Origin of the sequence: Pelagimonas sp. (assembly GCF_050633425.1) — a bacterium.
Lineage (GTDB): Bacteria > Pseudomonadota > Alphaproteobacteria > Rhodobacterales > Rhodobacteraceae > Pelagimonas.
On sequence record NZ_JBOEGM010000008.1, the window covers coordinates 366,851 to 385,228 of the forward strand.

General features: G+C 55.0%; 16 protein-coding genes. 10 read left to right on the forward strand and 6 right to left on the reverse strand.

Going from position 1 to position 18,378, the window contains the following annotated elements; translation table 11 throughout:
* A complete protein-coding gene (locus tag ACRBB0_RS07325; protein WP_431373754.1) occupies window positions 1–1,107 on the forward strand; it encodes an anhydro-N-acetylmuramic acid kinase in 1,107 nt (368 codons plus the stop codon).
* On the opposite strand, the gene ACRBB0_RS07330 is transcribed toward ACRBB0_RS07325, so the two are convergent.
* Together ACRBB0_RS07330 and moaA are read right to left on the reverse strand one after the other, a co-directional pair.
* Complete coding sequence (locus ACRBB0_RS07330) at window positions 1,104–1,739, reverse strand: hypothetical protein (RefSeq protein WP_431373755.1); 636 nt, start codon at window positions 1,737–1,739, stop codon at window positions 1,104–1,106. The genes ACRBB0_RS07325 and ACRBB0_RS07330 overlap by 4 nt on opposite strands.
* Window positions 1,740–1,909: 170 nt before the next feature.
* The gene (moaA, locus tag ACRBB0_RS07335; RefSeq protein WP_431373756.1) at window positions 1,910–2,917 is read right to left on the reverse strand and encodes a GTP 3',8-cyclase MoaA; all 1,008 of its coding nucleotides are present in this window, start codon (window positions 2,915–2,917) and stop codon (window positions 1,910–1,912) included.
* 84 nt (window positions 2,918–3,001) lie between these two features.
* Between moaA and ACRBB0_RS07340 the strand changes: the two genes are divergently transcribed.
* The gene (locus tag ACRBB0_RS07340; RefSeq protein WP_431373757.1) at window positions 3,002–3,535 is read left to right on the forward strand and encodes a hypothetical protein; all 534 of its coding nucleotides are present in this window, start codon (window positions 3,002–3,004) and stop codon (window positions 3,533–3,535) included.
* A gap of 139 nt (window positions 3,536–3,674) precedes the next feature.
* Here ACRBB0_RS07340 and ACRBB0_RS07345 read toward each other — a convergent pair whose 3' ends face one another.
* The 4 genes from ACRBB0_RS07345 to glmU are packed head-to-tail and all read right to left on the reverse strand — an operon-like array spanning window position 3,675 to window position 8,172.
* Entirely contained in the window at window positions 3,675–4,352 is a 678-nt protein-coding gene (locus tag ACRBB0_RS07345) for a DNA alkylation repair protein (protein ID WP_431373758.1), read from the reverse strand.
* Complete coding sequence (locus ACRBB0_RS07350) at window positions 4,342–4,893, reverse strand: pyridoxamine 5'-phosphate oxidase family protein (RefSeq protein WP_431373759.1); 552 nt, start codon at window positions 4,891–4,893, stop codon at window positions 4,342–4,344. The genes ACRBB0_RS07345 and ACRBB0_RS07350 overlap by 11 nt, the downstream gene beginning before the upstream one ends.
* Before the next feature lie 58 nt (window positions 4,894–4,951).
* Window positions 4,952–6,769: a glutamine--fructose-6-phosphate transaminase (isomerizing) gene (gene glmS / locus ACRBB0_RS07355; protein ID WP_431373760.1), complete on the reverse strand. Its 1,818-nt coding sequence runs from the start codon at window positions 6,767–6,769 to the stop codon at window positions 4,952–4,954.
* A 47-nt stretch (window positions 6,770–6,816) separates the two neighbouring features.
* Entirely contained in the window at window positions 6,817–8,172 is a 1,356-nt protein-coding gene (gene glmU / locus ACRBB0_RS07360) for a bifunctional UDP-N-acetylglucosamine diphosphorylase/glucosamine-1-phosphate N-acetyltransferase GlmU (RefSeq protein WP_431373761.1), read from the reverse strand.
* 110 nt (window positions 8,173–8,282) lie between these two features.
* Between glmU and ACRBB0_RS07365 the strand changes: the two genes are divergently transcribed.
* The 8 genes from ACRBB0_RS07365 (at window position 8,283) to ACRBB0_RS07400 (ending at window position 18,378) form a co-directional block, all read left to right on the forward strand.
* Window positions 8,283–8,948 carry an HAD-IA family hydrolase gene (locus ACRBB0_RS07365; RefSeq protein ID WP_431373762.1) on the forward strand — a complete coding sequence of 222 codons (666 nt, stop codon included), beginning with the start codon at window positions 8,283–8,285 and terminating at the stop codon, window positions 8,946–8,948.
* A 105-nt stretch (window positions 8,949–9,053) separates the two neighbouring features.
* Window positions 9,054–10,247: a DegT/DnrJ/EryC1/StrS family aminotransferase gene (locus tag ACRBB0_RS07370; RefSeq protein ID WP_431373763.1), complete on the forward strand. Its 1,194-nt coding sequence runs from the start codon at window positions 9,054–9,056 to the stop codon at window positions 10,245–10,247.
* A gap of 515 nt (window positions 10,248–10,762) precedes the next feature.
* Window positions 10,763–11,926 (forward strand): isovaleryl-CoA dehydrogenase, encoded by a 1,164-nt coding sequence (locus ACRBB0_RS07375; RefSeq protein WP_431373764.1) that lies wholly within the window; start codon window positions 10,763–10,765, stop codon window positions 11,924–11,926.
* A 55-nt stretch (window positions 11,927–11,981) separates the two neighbouring features.
* Window positions 11,982–12,458: a lysozyme inhibitor LprI family protein gene (locus tag ACRBB0_RS07380; RefSeq protein WP_431373765.1), complete on the forward strand. Its 477-nt coding sequence runs from the start codon at window positions 11,982–11,984 to the stop codon at window positions 12,456–12,458.
* Complete coding sequence (locus ACRBB0_RS07385; protein WP_431373766.1) at window positions 12,458–14,032, forward strand: AMP-binding protein; 1,575 nt, start codon at window positions 12,458–12,460, stop codon at window positions 14,030–14,032. The genes ACRBB0_RS07380 and ACRBB0_RS07385 overlap by 1 nt, the downstream gene beginning before the upstream one ends.
* Window positions 14,029–15,633 carry a carboxyl transferase domain-containing protein gene (locus ACRBB0_RS07390; protein WP_431373767.1) on the forward strand — a complete coding sequence of 535 codons (1,605 nt, stop codon included), beginning with the start codon at window positions 14,029–14,031 and terminating at the stop codon, window positions 15,631–15,633. Before ACRBB0_RS07385 ends, ACRBB0_RS07390 begins: the two co-directional genes overlap by 4 nt.
* A 107-nt stretch (window positions 15,634–15,740) precedes the next feature.
* On the forward strand, window positions 15,741–17,681 hold the full coding sequence (locus ACRBB0_RS07395; protein WP_431373768.1) for an acetyl/propionyl/methylcrotonyl-CoA carboxylase subunit alpha: 1,941 nt from the start codon (window positions 15,741–15,743) through the stop codon (window positions 17,679–17,681).
* A 25-nt stretch (window positions 17,682–17,706) separates the two neighbouring features.
* Window positions 17,707–18,378: a glutathione S-transferase family protein gene (locus ACRBB0_RS07400; protein ID WP_431373769.1), complete on the forward strand. Its 672-nt coding sequence runs from the start codon at window positions 17,707–17,709 to the stop codon at window positions 18,376–18,378.

Consider the following 18,378-nt stretch of genomic DNA (forward strand, 5'->3'; position numbering starts at 1 on the left):
ATGTTGGGGGCAAAACCGGTGAAAGCGCTGGGGGCTATGTCTGGGACGTCGCTTGACGGGGTCGATGCAGCGATGATCGAAACCGATGGCGAACGAATTTTGTCCTTTGGGGCCTCGGAGTATTTGGCCTATTCCGATGCGCAGCGTGCGGTTCTGCGCGCCGCGCTTGGGCGTTGGCAAGAGGATGATACCGACGCTGCTTTGCAGGTGATCCAACAGGCGCATGCGCAGGTTTTGTCGGGTTTTGATGGGGCTGAATTGATCGGCTTTCATGGACAAACTCTGGCGCATGATCCCCAAGGGCGCGGAACGCATCAATTGGGCGATGGCAATGCGCTGGCCCAGTCGCTTGATGCCCCGGTTGTCTGGGATTTTCGGTCGGCTGATGTTGCATTGGGGGGCGAAGGGGCTCCGCTGGCTCCGTTTTTTCATTTTGCCTGCGCGAAATGGATCGGTGCAGAGGAACCATTGGCGTTTTTGAACCTTGGCGGCGTCGGCAATTTGACATGGGTTGATCCTAGCAAATCCAAACCCGAAGACGAGGGTGCCTTGCTGGCCTTTGATACCGGCCCCGCCAATGCGCCGATAAATGATTTGGTCTCAGAACGCCTGGGCTTGGATTGCGATCGTGATGGGAAACTGGCGGCCCGGGGAACGGTCGAGGAGGGGGCATTGGAACTGTTCCTCGAAGAGGCGTTTTTTCGCAAAATGCCGCCGAAGTCCTTGGATCGCGATGATTTTTCACTGATGCTGGATTTGGTGAGAGAGTTGAATGACCAAGATGCCGCTGCCACGATGACGGCCATGGCCGCCACGGCGGTGATGGTTGGAATGGAGCATTGCCCCAGCCCGCCGAGCCGCGTTTTGGTGACTGGCGGTGGGCGCAAAAATCCGGTGATGATGAAGATGCTGGCCGTTGGTCTCGATTGCCCTGTCGAATCTGTCGAAACGGTCGGTTTGGATGGGGATATGCTCGAGGCGCAGGCCTTTGCCTATTTGGCAGTGCGCGTCGCGCGCGGTTTGCCGACATCCTGCCCATCAACAACCCGGGTCGCGGCCGCAGTTGGGGGCGGCCAGATCAGCCGTCCTAGCATAACAGACGATTAACAAGGGGATGCGGATGAAACCGCGTTCCCGATCAACCGGGTCACCCGAGCTTTCAAAAAGACCCAATCGGCCAATATCAGACCCGCGAAAATCATGCCGATTTGATAGGATAATGCAGTCCAGTCTCGAAACAAAATGGTTGTGACCCAGTTCTGGTTGAAAACATAACCATGCACCGCCCAGCCCACATAGGCTGTTAATGCGACTGAGAATGCAGCTATTTTGCTGGTGAAAATCTGTTTGAAACCAACCAAAGCAACCAATAACGACAACACCATCAGGTTCACCAAACCGAAACGCCGAAAATCTCGTTTCAACCCATCTATTGTCGTTGAGTATTTGTTGGCGATGATATCGCGCACAGTTTCATCGCCAATTTGGTATGATTGCACCTTGGTGATCAAGGGCGAGGAAAGGGCCGCCTGCGCGTGTCCCACAAGACAACCGCAGTGGGTGCTGGCTGCCAAATCAACAAGGTAGGAAACGACCTTGGCCTTTTGGCCTCCGATGGTTTCTCGTTGCGCTTCAGAGGTTTCGAACACGTTTTGAAGTCTGCGAAGCCGGGTATCGGCCTCGACTTGATCAATGGCATTGTCCCAAGCAGAAATTGCGGCCTGTTCCACCGTTTTCATGGTGAAACTGCGCAGCGAAACTGCGCAACCATTCTTCAACTTTGCCGGAATTGGAGTAGCTTGCAATCACTAGAAATGCCGATAGGACAACGCCAATAATTTGAAAAATCAGAACAAAATACCGAAACAAAACCATCCCGCTAACATTTTCTAGAAAGAGGTGAAAAACACTAGCCGCCGGTATGGCTCATATGACGTGACATTTTCCCATCGACCGCTTGGCGCGAATAGTCGAAATCATGGCCCTTGGGTTTGAGCAGGATCGCCGAGCGGATGGCCTCTTCTAGCGGGGCCTCTGAATCGGGATGGTTGCGTAGGGCACTGCGCAAATCCGCGTTGTCTTCCTGGCCAAGACACATAAACAGTTCACCCGTACAGGTCAGGCGCACCCGATTGCAGCTTTCACAAAAGTTATGCGTCAAAGGCGTGATAAACCCAATGCGTTGACCGGTTTCTTCAAGCCGGACATAGCGGGCGGGGCCACCGGTGTTGTCAGGCAAATCCGTGACCGTGTACTGTTCGCGCAGACGGGCGCGAAGCTCGTCAAGCTTCCAATATTGATCCAGCCGATCTTCATTGCCTATATCGCCCATGGGCATAACTTCGATCCATGTCAGATCCATGTCGCGTTCGGCACACCATTCGGTGATGGTAAACAGCTCTTCTTCGTTAAACCCCTTAAGGGCCACGGCATTGATTTTCACCCGAAGACCGGCCGCCTGCGCCGCGTCGATTCCATTTAGAACCTGAGCCAAACGGCCCCACCGGGTGATATCGGCAAACTTTTTCTCATCCAGAGTATCGAGCGAAACGTTCACCCGTCGCACACCTGCTGCATATAAATCGGCGGCATATTTCCCAAGCTGAGAGCCATTGGTGGTCAGCGTCAATTCCTTGAGAGCGCCGCTATCGAGATGGCGCGACATGCCTTGAAAAAATGTCATGATCCCGCGCCGCACAAGTGGTTCTCCGCCCGTAATGCGCAGCTTTTCAACGCCCAACTTAACAAAAGTCGAACACATCCGGTCCAACTCTTCCAAAGTCAAAAGCTCTTTTTTCGGCAAAAAGGTCATGTTTTCAGACATGCAATACACGCACCTGAAATCGCAACGGTCGGTGACCGAGACACGAAGGTACGAAATAGGGCGGTGGAACGGGTCTATTAGCGGCTGGCTCATGAAAAAGAGATAGCGCTCGGCAAGGAATTGAGCAAGTGTGCGCAGCGAATTGTATCCCTCGGACCAAGGTCGTAGAGTGCGTTTATGAGAGTCTGTGTTCTAATCTGTCTTGCTATTGTTGTGTCGGCTTGTGCCAAAATGCCATTTGGCGAAGGGCAGGGCCAAGGCCTGCGTCCTGAAGCCCCGGAAGGTGAAATCGTCGGGGAGCCACGGCGTCCACGTGCGCGGCCGACCGATCTTGATGTGACCGCCACAACCGCACCTGCGCGTGCGCCGGCGGCCTCTGCGCGAACTGTTGAACAGTTTGACACAACCACCTCCCAAGAACGTCAGGCTGCCGCGGCAGCGCCTGCGCCCAGCACGGAAAAGAGCCTGGGTGATACTGTGGCAAGCCTCGGAGATCCTACCAAGCCGGGGTTCTGGCTTGAAACGCCGTTGGTCTCGACCCCCACATCCGGGCGGGTGTTTTTCCCAACGTCAGGCCTGTCAGCGCAGGTTGAGTTGATCCCGATCGACGGGCCAAGCACCGCCGGGAGCAGAATTTCCTTGGCTGCCATGCGTTTGATCGAGGCACCGTTGACCGATTTGCCTACGATCCAAGTCTTCTCGAGCCAGTAACGTCCAGTAATTTCCAGGACCGTTCTGGAAACGACAAGGACCGTTTAGGTTGCAAAAAGACAAAACAGGCGATCTCCAATCGCTGCTTGTCCAGTGGTCTCAGACAGTTGGTTTAAGCTTGTGTTATAAGTCCGGCGACCTAGGGCAGGTGTTTTCCAGCCTCTTTCACAGCAAAAGTTTTCATCTTTGCGCTGTGCAGTTCCAAAAAGGCCCGGCTGCGCGCGGGGTCGTGTTTTGACAAATCGCGTACCCACCACGCAACAGCTTTCTGGATAAACCAATCCTTGTCCTGCACATATCCGCCCGCCCATTCCAAAACGCGATCCCGGATTTCCAGATCTTGCTCTGATGGGAAATTTTGTTTGGTCCAAGGAAGTGTGATCACCAAAGCGGCGCGTCGTGTCCACATATGGTCGGACACGGTCCACGCCTCAATCTCATCCAGACGGGATGGATCGGCCACAAGCCGTTTCGCCCCCGCAGAACAAGCATGATCGGCAATGGCCCAGGCATCGAATTGCGGGACCCATGCCTTGATCAACGCCCAAACGTCTTGATCTGGTCTGATGCGGGCCTGAGTGAGCAATTTGGCCGCCGCGATGCGAGCCTCATGGATGTTCGTGTCCCAAAGCTCTGACGCCAAAGAAACGCGGGTTTGGAGATCTAAGGTCTGACGCCAAGCCTTGGTCAGATCGTTGATCGCAGGGTTTGGAACTCCGAGATACTCGCGCGCCACCTTGTGATAGGCCGCGCTTCCTTCGGCGCGTCCCGGTTCGATATTGGCACGCAATGCGCTCAATGCATCATCAAGCGTCATTGTCGACCACATATGTTTCAAATCCATCGAGTGTTTTGGTATTGCGGTCTTGCCAATAGGCATCGATGCCGTCCCGACCTTTGCCCTTGGACCAATCCTCAAGCACAGTGCGATCTTGTTGGTAATCGAACATCGGCACCGCATATCCGCAGGATGTTTGAACCATTTCGATGGTCATGTCGTAGATTTGACGCGCGCCGACATCTTCTTTGAACTCGGCGTTTAGGGCATCAAACTGGGCATCTCGTGCATGAAACACCTGCGCGGTGCCGTAACAGCGCAAGATAATGGGACGTTTTTCAAAACCACACCACATAAGTGTCATGCGGTTCTCCAACGCAAGGTGACCGGCGGTTTCATTGCCGGACCCAGTCAGATTGCGCCAAATGATCCGGTTGGGGCCTTTGAGGCGCAAACAATCTCCACCCTTGGGGGAAATGTTGACCTTGCCGGTCTGAGCCGCCGATCCAACAAAGAAGATCTTCTGCTCAGCGATAAAGCGCGTGTGGTCCTCGTTAAGCGCTGCAAACTGCTTGCCCATAGCGATCCCCTCTCTTGTGTACTTCGGTCAGGCCTTGGCACCGCGAATAGTCATGAGATTATTCAACGGTTACGGATTTTGCCAGATTGCGCGGTTGATCGACATCCGTCCCCTTGGCGACTGCGGTGTGATAGGCCAACAGCTGCGCGGGCAAAGCGTAGAGCAGTGGAGACAAAATTTCGGACACTTGTGGCATAACGATCGTACGCCAAGCATCGGCACCGGCGGCGTCAGCACCGGCGCTATCCGTGACCAAAAGCACCTTGCCTCCGCGCGCCATGACCTCCTGCATGTTTGAAACTGTCTTTTCAAACAGGGAATCTTTGGGCGCGAAAACCACAACAGGAACGTGTTTGTCAATCAGGGCAATCGGCCCATGCTTGAGTTCGCCTGACGCATAAGCTTCTGCGTGTATATAGCTGATTTCTTTTAGTTTTAGCGCCCCCTCAAGGGCGAGCGGGTACATCAAGCCCCGGCCAAGGAACAGCACATCACGTGCTTCGGCCAGCCTATTGGAAACCTTGGAAAAATCACTGTCACGATCAAGTGCTGCGTTGAACGTCCCAGGGAGCGATCTCAGGTCATTGAGGATGGTTTCCAGCCGGTCCTGAGAGAGTTGGCCACGTTCCACTGCGGCCTTCAAGGCAAGTAAAAGCAACACGTTAAGCTGGCAGGTGAAGGCTTTGGTTGAAGCAACACCGATTTCCGCACCGGCATGGATCGGGAGGGCCAGATCGCTTTCACGAGCGATCGAGCTTTCCTGCACATTCACGACCGAATAGATTTTATCAACCTTACCTTCGCAATACCGCAAGGCGGCCAAGGTATCTGCAGTTTCGCCGGATTGGCTCACAAATAATGCGGCCGTTCGTGGCGAAATCGGAGGTTCGCGGTAGCGAAATTCCGACGCAATATCGACCTCCACCGGGATGCCGGCCAATTGTTCGAACCAGTATTTTGCCGTGAAACAGGCGTAATAGGCCGTACCGCAAGCCACCATAACCAAGCGGTCAATCTTGGTGAAATCAATGCCGGGGTCGGGCAGGGCAATGCCATGTTCCGTCACATATGCCGACAAAGCCGCAGACAGCACCGACGGCTGTTCCGCGATTTCCTTGGCCATGTAGTGTTTGTAAGACCCCTTATCGACACGGGCTGCATCCACTTGGATAGTTTTCTTCTCTCGGTTGACCAACCGGCCCGCTTCGTCTCGTATTTCAAGGCTGTTGCGGGTGATAATCGCGCTGTCACCCTCTTCCAGATAGGTGATTTGGTCAGTCATTGGGGCCAATGCAAAGGCGTCCGACCCAACATACATCTCACCGTCACCATGGCCAATTGCGAGGGGCGATCCCTTGCGAGCTGCAATCATAAGATCGTCTTCGCCATCAAACAAAAAGGCCAGTGCAAAGGCTCCTTCCAGTCTGGCAAGGGTCTCTATCGCGGCTTCAGTTGCACTTTTGCCTTGAGCCATAACATGTTGTGTTAGCAGGGCAATTGTTTCTGTGTCGGTATCTGTTTGGGGTTCAATTCCCACTTCCGACAACTCTGCGCGCAATTCCTTGTAATTTTCAATAATACCGTTGTGCACCACAGCCACATTGCCCGCACGATGTGGGTGTGCGTTGGCCGTTGTTGGTGCCCCATGGGTTGCCCACCGGGTGTGTCCAATGCCCGACTTACCGGCCAGCGGTTCGTGGACCAGCAAATCAGACAGGTTAACGAGTTTTCCAACGGCGCGCCGTCGGTCCAACGTGCCGTTATTTATGGTTGCAATACCTGCACTATCATATCCCCGATATTCCAATCGACGCAGCGCGTCGACCAAGATGGGGGCCACTTCGTGGGTTCCTAGAACACCTACAATCCCGCACATGGCTAAGTCCTTTCAATAGGTTTGCAAATCTGCAAGGTCATTCGAAATCAGTCGTTTTGAGCCAGCTTTTTGGCCTTTTTGGCACGAAGCATGGCAAATAATTTGGTGGCGAAGCCTGGTTTGGTCATCTGTTTGGCACGCCCAAGGGCCAGTGCACCGTCTGGAACATCTTCGGTGATCACCGATCCGCTGCCGGTCATCGCGTCGTTTCCAATTGTGACCGGGGCAACCAGCATTGTGTTTGAGCCAATAAAGGCTTGTTTTCCAACAATTGTTTTATGCTTAAAGACGCCGTCATAGTTACAGGTGATGGTGCCCGCCCCAATATTTGTTTTTTCGCCGATTTCCGCATCGCCAATATAGGTGAGATGATTGGCCTTTGCGCCTTCGCGAAGCTGAGCGTTTTTAATCTCAACGAAATTGCCAACATGGGTGTTTTCAGCCAGTTCCGCGCCGGGGCGCAATCTGGCATAGGGGCCAACAATCGCGCCGCGGCTCACATGTGCCCCTTCAAGGTGGGAAAACGCCCGAATACGTGCGCCCGATTCCACCGTCACATCTGGACCAAACACAACGTTTTGCTCAATCTCAGCATCGCGGCCGATGACCGTATCCCAAGCCAAATAAACGCTGTCCGGTGCCAGAAACGAGACACCATTTTCCATCAAGTCCGCGCGGGCCTTGGTCTGGAACAGTGCCTCAGCGGCGCTCAATTCTGTCCGCGAGTTCACCCCAAGTGTTTCAGCTTGGTCGCAGCGCACAACCGTTGCGCTAAGCCCGCGCGCGCGGGCAATGGCGACGATGTCGGTGAGGTAGTATTCACCGGAGGCGTTTTTGTTTTCGACGCTGTCGATAAGTTCAAAGAGGATGTCGGAATTTGCGGCAATAACCCCAGAGTTACAGAGTGTTATGTTGCGTTCTTGAGGTGATGCATCCTTGAATTCGACGATCCGCATCAGCTCTTCGCCATCCGTCACAAGCCGTCCGTAGCGACCAGGGTCATTCGCCTTAAAGCCCAAAACCACCACATCATGTTCCGAACGCGCTGCGGCCATCGCTTCTAGTGTTTCTTCGCGGATAAAGGGCGTGTCGCCGTATAGCACAATGGCATCGCCGTCGAACCCTTCGAGTGCTGGCTTAGCCTGTGCGACCGCATGCGCCGTTCCGAGTTGTTCGGTCTGCAAAACGACCTTGGTTTCGGGGTCAAACTCTTTGGCTGATGCTTCGACCAAATCGGCACCATGTCCCGCGACAACGATGCGATGCTCTGGCTCGAGCACCGATCCGGCGCGCATGGCGTGCCACAACATGGGAGCATGGGCGATGCGGTGTAAAACTTTTGGAAGGTCCGATTGCATACGGGTTCCCTTGCCTGCGGCAAGAACGATCAAAGCAATGCTCAAAAATTCAATCCCATTTGTCTTTTGCTTGCCGCCGTTTTATCGCTTTGGTCAAATAGGGCAAGCAGAGACTGGTCACGCTTGGTTTCTGGATATGACAAAAGGGTAGGGCCATGAAGCGCTGTGTGATTTTCGACCTTGATGGGACGCTGGCCGATACCAGCGGCGATTTGATCGCCGCAGCCAATCATTGCTTTGCGGCCATGCAGATAGAAGAGCGTCTTGATCCTTTGGGTGACGCGGGCACAGCGGTGCGTGGGGGGCGGGCGATGTTGTCACTCGGGCTTGGCCGCGCGGGCCTGCTGTCAGAGCAGACCGTCGATAAATGGTATCCCGAATTGCTTGCCGCTTATGACGATGCGATTGATGTGCATACCCACATGTATCCTGGCGCGGTTCAAGCGGTCGAAAAACTGCTGAGCAAGGGTTATGCGCTTGGTGTCTGTACGAACAAACCCGAGGCTTTGGCAGAGAAACTACTTCGCAGTCTTGGGGTCCGTGATTTGTTTGGCTCAATGATTGGAGCCGATACTTTGGCGACCCGCAAGCCGGATGTTGCGCCGTATTGGGCGGCAGTTGATCATTGTGGCGGGCGGCGCGACGCGTCGTTGCTGGTGGGCGATTCCGAAACCGATAGAAAGACCGCTGCCAATGCAGGGGTGCCGTCGATTTTGGTGACATTTGCGGTGGGGGGCGAAGACGTTCGTCCGCTCAACCCCGAAAGTGTGATTGATCATTTCGATGAGTTGCATCCCGAAATCATGCGCTTAATTGGCTGAAATTGACCTAACCATGCCGCAAACGACCTGAAACATTCGCGGATTACCGCCTATATTTGGGCGAGTATTTGGGCGAGGCTTCGCATTTGTGACCAAGGAAACCTTATGACTGAACACTTCACCGGCAGTTTCACACAGCAAGAAGCCATTCCTCAGGACGGGATTGATGCAGCGCTTGAGGTTTTGCAGCATGGGCGTTTGCACCGTTACAACGTGGTCGAGGGGGAACTCTCTCAGGCGGCCTTATTGGAACAGGAATTTGCTGCGCAAACCGGAGCAAAATACTGCGTCGCGGTGGCCTCCGGTGGCTATGCGCTGGCCTGTTCATTGCGTGCCGTGGGGGTGCAGCCGGGCGATGCGGTTTTAACCAATGCCTTCACACTGGCGCCGGTCCCCGGTGCAATTGCCAGTCTTGGCGCAAAACCGGTATTTGTCGGTGTCACAGAGGCGTTGGTGATTGATCTGGACGATCTCGAAGCCAAACTGGGGCAGGCCCAGGTTCTGATGTTGTCGCATATGCGCGGTCATTTGTGTGACATGGATCGTTTGATCGCGATGTGCAGCGCGGCGGGGGTCAAGGTGATTGAAGATTGCGCCCACACAATGGGGGCTCTTTGGCGCGGTGTTCCGTCCGGGCGTCAGGGGTTAATAGGCTGTTATTCCGTGCAGACCTACAAACATGTGAACGCGGGCGAAGGCGGCTTTCTTGTCACAGATGACGAAGAGGTCGCGGCACGGGCGATCATGCTGTCTGGGTCATACATGTTATATGAACGGCATCTCGCGGCCCCGGAGCCTGAGGTTTTCGAACGCGTAAAATACACCACGCCCAATGTGTCAGGCCGAATGGACAATTTGCGAGCAGCCATCCTGCGCCCGCAGTTGCGAGATTTGGAAACGCAAGTGGCACGTTGGAACGAGCGTTACGAAGTGGTCGAAGCGGGTTTGGCAGACACGCCCGGACTGGCTTTGGTGCCACGTGACGATCGTGCGCGGCCCGTTGGATCATCGATCCAGTTTCTGCTGTTGGATTGGCCGACAGATGCCGTGACCGATGTGATCGCGCGCTGCGCGAAACGCGGGGTTGAGTTGAAGTGGTTTGGTGGCGCAGAGCCAGCGGGTTTTACGTCTCGGTACGACAGTTGGCGTTATGCGCAGGCGGACCGCATGCCTGCCAGCGACAGGGTGTTGAGCGGAATCGTTGATATGCGTCTGCCTCTCACGTTTTCTCGTGATGATTGTGCTCTGATCGCGCGAATTATCAGGGGTGAAGTCAGCGCGGTGTGGCAATCTCTGTGATGTTTACACTGTAATATCAGCCATGAATGTCGGTCTAACCTATTGTGCGGAAAACGCTTTGGGCGTGTTTCTTGTTTCGTGTGTGCTTGGAATGCACGCTAGTGTTTATCGCGATGAGCGGACCGGTTCATAATACGGGTCACAGACATCTTTGTCCCCACGCGTTTCGGCATGGCTGAAACGCTGTTCGCTAAGGGCCTAGCGTCGTGGTGTCGGGCGGTTGTGACAAAATCTCATCCTCTATTGCCTGCTTAAATCCAGCGAAATGAACCATCAAATGACAGCTGTCATTTAAGTAGACGTGCTTGCTTAAGTCGTGCCCTATGTCTCGCAAGTATCTCACTTTATTGATATTTTGCACCTCAACGGGTGAGGTCGGCTCAGAGAATAGCATATGTCAATTGATGGTTTGCGGTGCTCCGTTTCAACATGCGGTTTCGACGCGCTTGACCCGACTCATTAAATCTGTGTAATAAATGAACAGGTGTTCAATAAGCGCGAGGAGGCGCCCCGACATGTTTCTGGCCAGCATGACTTTTGATCTGGGTGAAGATGTAAATGCACTGCGTGATATGGTGCACAAATGGGCGCAAGAACGGGTCAAGCCGATGGCGGCCGAGATCGACAGCTCAAATTCATTTCCCAATGAACTTTGGACCGAAATGGGCGAACTGGGCCTGCTCGGGATCACCGTTCCAGAAAAATTCGGTGGGGCAGAGATGTCCTATTTGGCCCATGTGATCGCAATCGAAGAGATCGCCCGTGCGAGCGCGTCGGTTTCCTTGTCCTATGGGGCGCATTCCAACCTATGCGTGAATCAGATCAAGTTGAACGGCACCGACGAACAGCGTCAAAAATACCTGCCGCGCCTGCTTTCGGGGGATCACGTTGGGGCCTTGGCGATGTCGGAACCTGGTGCCGGGTCTGATGTTGTGTCGATGAAATTGCGAGCGGAAAAACGCAATGATCGCTTTGTATTGAACGGCAATAAGTACTGGATTACCAACGGCCCGGATGCCGATACGTTGGTCGTCTATGCCAAGACGGATCCAGATGCAGGATCCAAGGGCATCACGGCCTTTATTGTCGAAAAAGACATGGCAGGTTTCTCGACCAGTCCGCATTTTGACAAGATGGGCATGCGCGGGTCCAACACGGCAGAGTTGATCTTTGAAAACGTGGAAGTCCCGTTTGAAAACATCCTTGGCGAAGAGGGTAAGGGTGTCCGCGTTTTGATGTCTGGCCTTGATTATGAACGCGTGGTTTTGGCGGGCATTGGCACCGGGATCATGGCCGCCTGTATGGATGAGGTCATGCCCTATATGGCCGAACGCAAGCAGTTCGGTCAGCCGATTGGGAATTTCCAGCTTATGCAGGGAAAAATTGCCGATATGTACACGGCGATGAACTCGGCGCGGGCGTATGTCTATGAGGTCGCACGCGCGTGTGATCGCGGCACAGTCACTCGTCAGGACGCCGCGGCGTGTTGTTTGTATGCCTCTGAACAGGCGATGGTGCAGGCGCATCAGGCGGTACAGGCGCTTGGCGGCGCGGGTTTCTTGGCTGATGCCGCTGTTGGGCGACTATTCCGCGATGCCAAATTGATGGAAATTGGGGCTGGCACAAGCGAAATTCGCCGCATGCTGGTTGGGCGCGAATTGATGGGCAAAATGCTCTGATCCGTGCGGGTCGGGCAGGGAGCCTGGCCCAATTCATCGCTATTTGGAGCCCCCAATGCGTTATTTGACTTTCATTTTCACCATGCTTGCAAGCCCCGTAATCGCGCAGGATTTGACCTATTCAGATTACGCGACCGATGCCTGCCTCCAGAGTGATCGGCCGTTTCTGGATTGTGTCGGCCTTTCGGCGTTGCAGTGCATGCAAGACACGCCCGGTGGGTTTTCAACCTATGGCGAAAGCGGCTGTCTGGATGCAGAATTGCAATTCTGGGATCGGCTTTTGAACGTCAATTACAAACAACGTATGGCTGTCTCCAAGCAAAATGACGCGGCGAATGAAGGCTTTGGCCCATCGCAGGCACAGGCCCTTAAACAAATGCAACGCGCGTGGATTCCGTTTCGGGATGCCAAATGCGATTTTGAGCGCAGCCAGTGGGGCGGAGGCACCGGCGGCGGGCCCGCGACCTTAAACTGTTTGATGTATGCCACCGCAGAACAAGCTGTTTTGCTTGGGGAATCTTGGGGCGACTGATGTTGCCGCGTGGGATGTCATATGACGCCCTTCGGGCCGCTATTCGGAACGAGGTTCCGGAGCAATTGAACATGGCTACTCAGGTGTGTGACGATTGGGCGGCACAAGATCCAAACAGGGTTGCGATAATCGACCTATCCGGTGAGTCACGGCGTGACGTGTCTTACCAAGATCTTCAACATCTTAGCTGGCAAGTTCAAGCAGCGCTCAAGGTCCGATCGGTGCGCCCAGGGGACCGGGTCGGAGTGTTGCTGGGGCAGTCGCCCCTTTGTGCAGCGGCTCATATTGCGATTTGGAGATTGGGTGCGATTTCGGTGCCTTTGTTCAAGTTGTTCCGGCAGGACGCATTGGCGTCACGTCTTGATAACTCCGGCGCGCAAGTCATTGTTTCGGATCAAGAAGGGGCGGGTCTTCTTGGGCCATTTGATATCGAAATAGTCTGTCAGGAACATCTCAAACCAGCCGTTCCGCAGCCTATGGTTCAAACCCAGCCCGAAGACCCTGCGGTTTTGATCTATACCTCTGGAACGACCGGAAAGCCCAAAGGCGCTTTGCACGCTCATCGTGTTTTGAACGGGCATCTGCCTGGTGTGGAAATGAGCCATGATTTCATAGGCCTGGAGGGTGATGTTCTCTGGACACCTGCAGATTGGGCGTGGATCGGCGGCCTGTTTGATGTCTTGATGCCAGGTCTAGCCCTTGGTGTCCCGGTCGTTGCGGCCCGCATGGCTCGATTCAACGTGGCAGAGTGCTTGAAGATTATAGAACAAGCCAATGTAAAAAATGTATTTTTTCCACCTACGGCCCTGCGGATGTTGAGGGCTGATAACGCCAGTATTCAAGGTCTGAGAACTGTTGCGAGTGGTGGAGAGCCCTTGGGCTCTGAGATGCTGGCGTGGGGGCGTCGTGCCCTTGGTGTCACGATCAATGAGTTTTACGGCCAGACCGAATGCAACATGGTGGCCAGTGCCTGCAATACGCTCTTTGCCGCGCAACCCGGATCAATTGGTAAGGCTGTACCCGGATTTGATGTGGCCGTTATCGACGATGACGGGTGCAGAACCGAAAAGGAAGGCGACATCGCCATTCATCGCGGTGCACCTTCTATGTTATTGGAATATTGGCAAAACCCAAGTGAGACGAACGCCAAATTCCGGGGTGAGTGGATGCTTATGGGGGATCGCGGTATTCTGGAAAACGGGTATTTGCGATTTGTTGGTCGTGAGGATGATGTCATCACTTCGGCGGGTTATCGTATCGGCCCGGCAGAAATTGAAGACTGTCTTTTGACCCATCCCGGCGTTGCCACGGTTGGTGTCGTGGGAAAACCGGATCCGATCCGCACCGAAATCGTCAAGGCTTATATCGTTCAAAAACAAGGTGTTAACCTTTTGGAAACGGATCTTCAAGCATGGGTCAAAGATCGCCTTGCAAACTATTCTTACCCCAGAGAAATCAGCTTTGTTGATGAGTTGCCAATGACCGTCACCGGTAAAGTGATCCGCAAAGACCTCAAAGCGCGCGCCGCTGCTGAGGCGCTAACATATTCCTCGAATGAGCAGGAGGCTACATGAAGCTTCAATCCCAAGCCATTGCGTCTTCGGAGCAATTCAAATCCAACCAGGCCGCCCATCTGGACGCGCTTTCTGAAATAAGAGAGGCCGCCGAAATGGCCTCTGCAGGCGGCGGTGAGCGGTCTCGTGATCGTCATGTCAGCCGTGGAAAAATGCTGCCACGCGATCGTGTGGCAAATCTCTTGGACCCCGGTTCGCCGTTTCTCGAAGTTGGCGCAACGGCGGCACATGGGTTGTATGACAATGCGGCCCCCTGTGCTGGCGTGATTGCAGGCATTGGTCAGGTTCAAGGTCGACAGGTTATGGTTGTGTGCAACGATGCGACGGTTAAGGGCGGGACTTACTATCCGATGACCGTAAAGAAGCACCTTCGCGCTCAGGAAATCGCAGAGGAGAACCATCTGCCCTGTGTGTACCTCGTTGATAGTGGCGGGGCGAACCTCCCCAACCAAGACGAGGTTTTTCCGGACCGTGATCATTTTGGTCGGATTTTCTATAATCAGGCGCGGATGTCTGCCAAGGGTATCGCGCAGATCGCTGTGGTTATGGGGTCTTGCACGGCAGGTGGGGCCTATGTGCCTGCGATGTCCGATGTGACGATCATCGTCAAAGAACAAGGCACGATTTTTCTCGCTGGTCCCCCGCTCGTCAAAGCGGCGACCGGGGAGGTTGTTACCTCAGAAGACCTCGGCGGTGGCGACGTGCATACCCGTCTTTCAGGTGTTGCCGATTATCTTGCCGAAGATGACAGTCATGCCTTGGCATTGGCCCGTCGCGCGGTTGGCAATCTTGGTCCGGTTCGCGGCGCGTTGGTCAATATGCAATCTCCTGAAGATCCCGCCTATGATCCCGATGAAATACTGGGTGTAGTTCCAGGTGATCTGCGCACGCCTTATGACATCCGCGAAGTCATTGCCCGGATGGTCGACGGGTCACGCTTTGACGAATTCAAAGCGCGTTTCGGCGAAACTTTGGTCACCGGGTTCGCACATGTGATGGGCATGCCGGTCGGCATCATCGCCAATAACGGCGTGCTTTTCTCAGAAGCGGCCCAAAAGGGCGCGCATTTTGTTGAACTGTGCTCACAGCGCGGCATCCCGTTGGTTTTCTTGCAAAACATCACCGGGTTTATGGTGGGCCGCAAGTATGAAAACGAAGGTATCGCCCGCCACGGTGCCAAAATGGTAACGGCTGTTGCCACCACCAATGTCCCCAAAATCACCATGCTTGTTGGCGGAAGTTTCGGGGCCGGCAATTACGGCATGTCTGGCCGCGCTTATCAGCCGCGCTTCCTGTGGACATGGCCCAACAGCCGGATCAGCGTTATGGGCGGCGAACAGGCCGCTGGCGTTTTGGCCACGGTCAAGCGTGATGGGATCGAACGCAAAGGCGGCACATGGTCCGCCGAGGACGAGGCTGAGTTCAAACGTCCGACAATCGAGATGTTCGAAAAGCAAGCGCATCCTCTTTATGCTTCGGCCCGGCTTTGGGATGATGGCATCATTGATCCGCGCAAGTCTCGTCAGACTCTTGCCTTGTCGCTGCGCGCATCGCTCAATGCCCCAATCGAGGAGACACGTTTCGGCGTGTTCCGTATGTAACATGGGCTTTGGTTTTCGCTTGGCACATTTCGTCTGTCCGCACCGTTTCGCCCCTTCCATCCCCCAAAAACCATCCACATGTCCAACTTCGATAAGGATGACAGCTGATGATTGATACAATCCTGATCGCAAATCGCGGCGAAATCGCCTGTCGCGTCATCGAGTCAGCCCGCAAGATGGGCCTTCGGACGGTTGCTGTGCACTCCGATGTTGATGCTGGGTCCAAACATGTTGCCCTGGCAGATATGGCCGTTTGTATTGGTCAAGCCGCTCCGGCCGCGAGCTATCTGCGCGGTGATGCAATCATCGCGGCGGCCAAGGACACAGGGGCACAACTTATCCACCCCGGCTATGGTTTTTTGTCAGAAAACCCTGATTTCGTTGACGCTGTTGAGGCCGCTGGCCTGACTTTTGTTGGCCCATCGGCGCATGCCATCCGTTCTATGGGCCTCAAGGATGCTGCCAAAAAGCTGATGCAAGAGGCCGGCGTGCCAATTGTACCGGGTTATATGGGCGAAGACCAAGACCCCGGACATCTCGAAGTCGAAGCCAGTGGTATTGGTTATCCGGTGTTGATCAAAGCGGTTGCGGGGGGGGGCGGCAAAGGCATGCGTCTTGTCGAGCACCCCAAGGATTTCATTGACGCTTTGGAAAGCGCCAAGTCCGAGGCGCGCACTGCCTTTGGCAACGACCATGTTTTGATTGAAAAATACATCCAAAAACCGCGCCACATCGAAGTACAGGTCTTTGGCGATGGCACCAAGGCGGTGCATCTGTTTGAACGTGATTGTTCGCTGCAACGCCGCCATCAGAAAGTGATCGAAGAGGCTCCGGCCCCCGATATGCCTGCTGATGTGCGCCAGGCCATGGGGGATGCCGCCGTTCGCGCCGCTGAAGCGATTGGCTACAAGGGGGCTGGTACGGTTGAGTTTATCGTGGATGGTTCCGATGGGCTGCGTGCCGATGGGTTTTGGTTCATGGAAATGAACACACGGTTGCAGGTGGAACATCCGGTTTCTGAGCTGATCACCGGTGTTGATCTGGTCGAATGGCAAATCCGTGTTGCCTCGGGTGAAAGCCTGCCTGCGCAACAAGATGAGCTGTCAATCACGGGCCATGCCTTTGAAGCGCGGCTTTACGCCGAAGACGTGCCCGCCGGCTTCTTGCCCGCCACGGGGCGTTTGGCGCATTTGGCCTTTCCAGACGGTGTGCGTGCTGACAGTGGCGTTCGATCCGGTGATGAGATCAGCCCCCATTACGATCCGATGATCGCTAAGGTGATTGTGCATGGTCCCACCCGCGCCGTCGCCCTGCGCCAATTGGCACGCGGGTTGCGTGAAACGCATGTGGCGGGCACGGTGACCAACCTGTCCTTCCTTGGTGCCTTGGCCGAACATGATGGCTTTGGCCGCGGTGAGGTGGATACCGGTCTGATTGCGCGCAATCTGGAGGCACTTGTTGAACAACCGGGCGCAAATGCCCAAGCCTTGGCGCAGGCCGCTCTGATTGCGGCCGGTCTTTGGGATTTGGGCACGCAGGACGCAGGGTTCACGCTCTGGCAGCCTCTCAAACGCAGCCTTCAGCTCGATGAGGCAGGAGAGCGCCGGGACATCACCATCGAAATGCGCGGTCAGGGCGAGTGTCGTGTGACATGTGACGACCTGTCTGTCCAAGCCCGTCGCGTTGGGGCGGATTGGGAGCTTGATGGCAAACGCGGTGACGCACACGCCGTATCGGGTGATCAGATCACGATTTTTGCCGATTATGGGCGTGCCTACCGGGTAATCGACCCGCTCGATCGTGACACGGGTGGTGGGGCGGATGCGACCCTGACATTGGCCCCAATGCCGGGGCGGGTGGTGTCGGTACATGTTTCTGCCGGTCAAGCCGTGGCCGAGGGCGACCGCCTTGCGGTGCTGGAAGCGATGAAGATGGAACACACAATGGTTGCGGGGCGAGACGGAGTGATTGCCGAAGTCTTGGTGGCGGATGGTGATCAGGTCGAAGCCGGGGCCCCCTTGATCCGGCTAGAAGACGACGCGGAATAAGCGATTGGCCGGGGAGGGCCGTTCCATGATAAGACTGCATCACGTCCAATACGGTCGGTCCTTTCGCATTTTATGGCTGATCGAAGAGATCGGCCTCGAAAAAACGCTGGGTCCGCTTGAGGTCATCCCGTACCAAATCGGCTCCAAGGCGATGCGCGAAGGCGATTTGCCCAAGGTTTCTCCGGCGGTGCGCATTCCGGCGATCGAAATCGACGGGCTTGAAATGGCCGAATCCGGGGCGATCATGGAATATTTGATTGAAACCTATGCGCCCGATTTGGGTCGGGCACCGGGGGATCGTGAGCGTCCTGATTACCTGCAATGGATCCATTTTTCGGAAACCATAGCCAGCCTGATTGAAAACCTCAATTTGCAGATGGTCTTCCTGCGTCCGCCTGCGAAACCAAGCCCCGTTGTCGTCAAACTGACAGTTGCCCGATTGCGCGCAGCCATGATGGGCCTCGAGGCGCGCATGGGTGATCACGATTGGCTTTTGCCCGGTGGGTTTTCCGGTGCGGACGTGATGATGGGCTTTAATCTCTTTGCGGTGCCGTATTTTGTGCCACTGGATGAGTTCCCGAAACTGCAAGCCTACAAGGCCCGGATGGAAGCGATGCCATCGCATCAACGCACCTGCGCACGCGAAGGTGAACAGACTTTTTATGACAAGGGTTTTTACCCAGTCCCAGAGGCATAA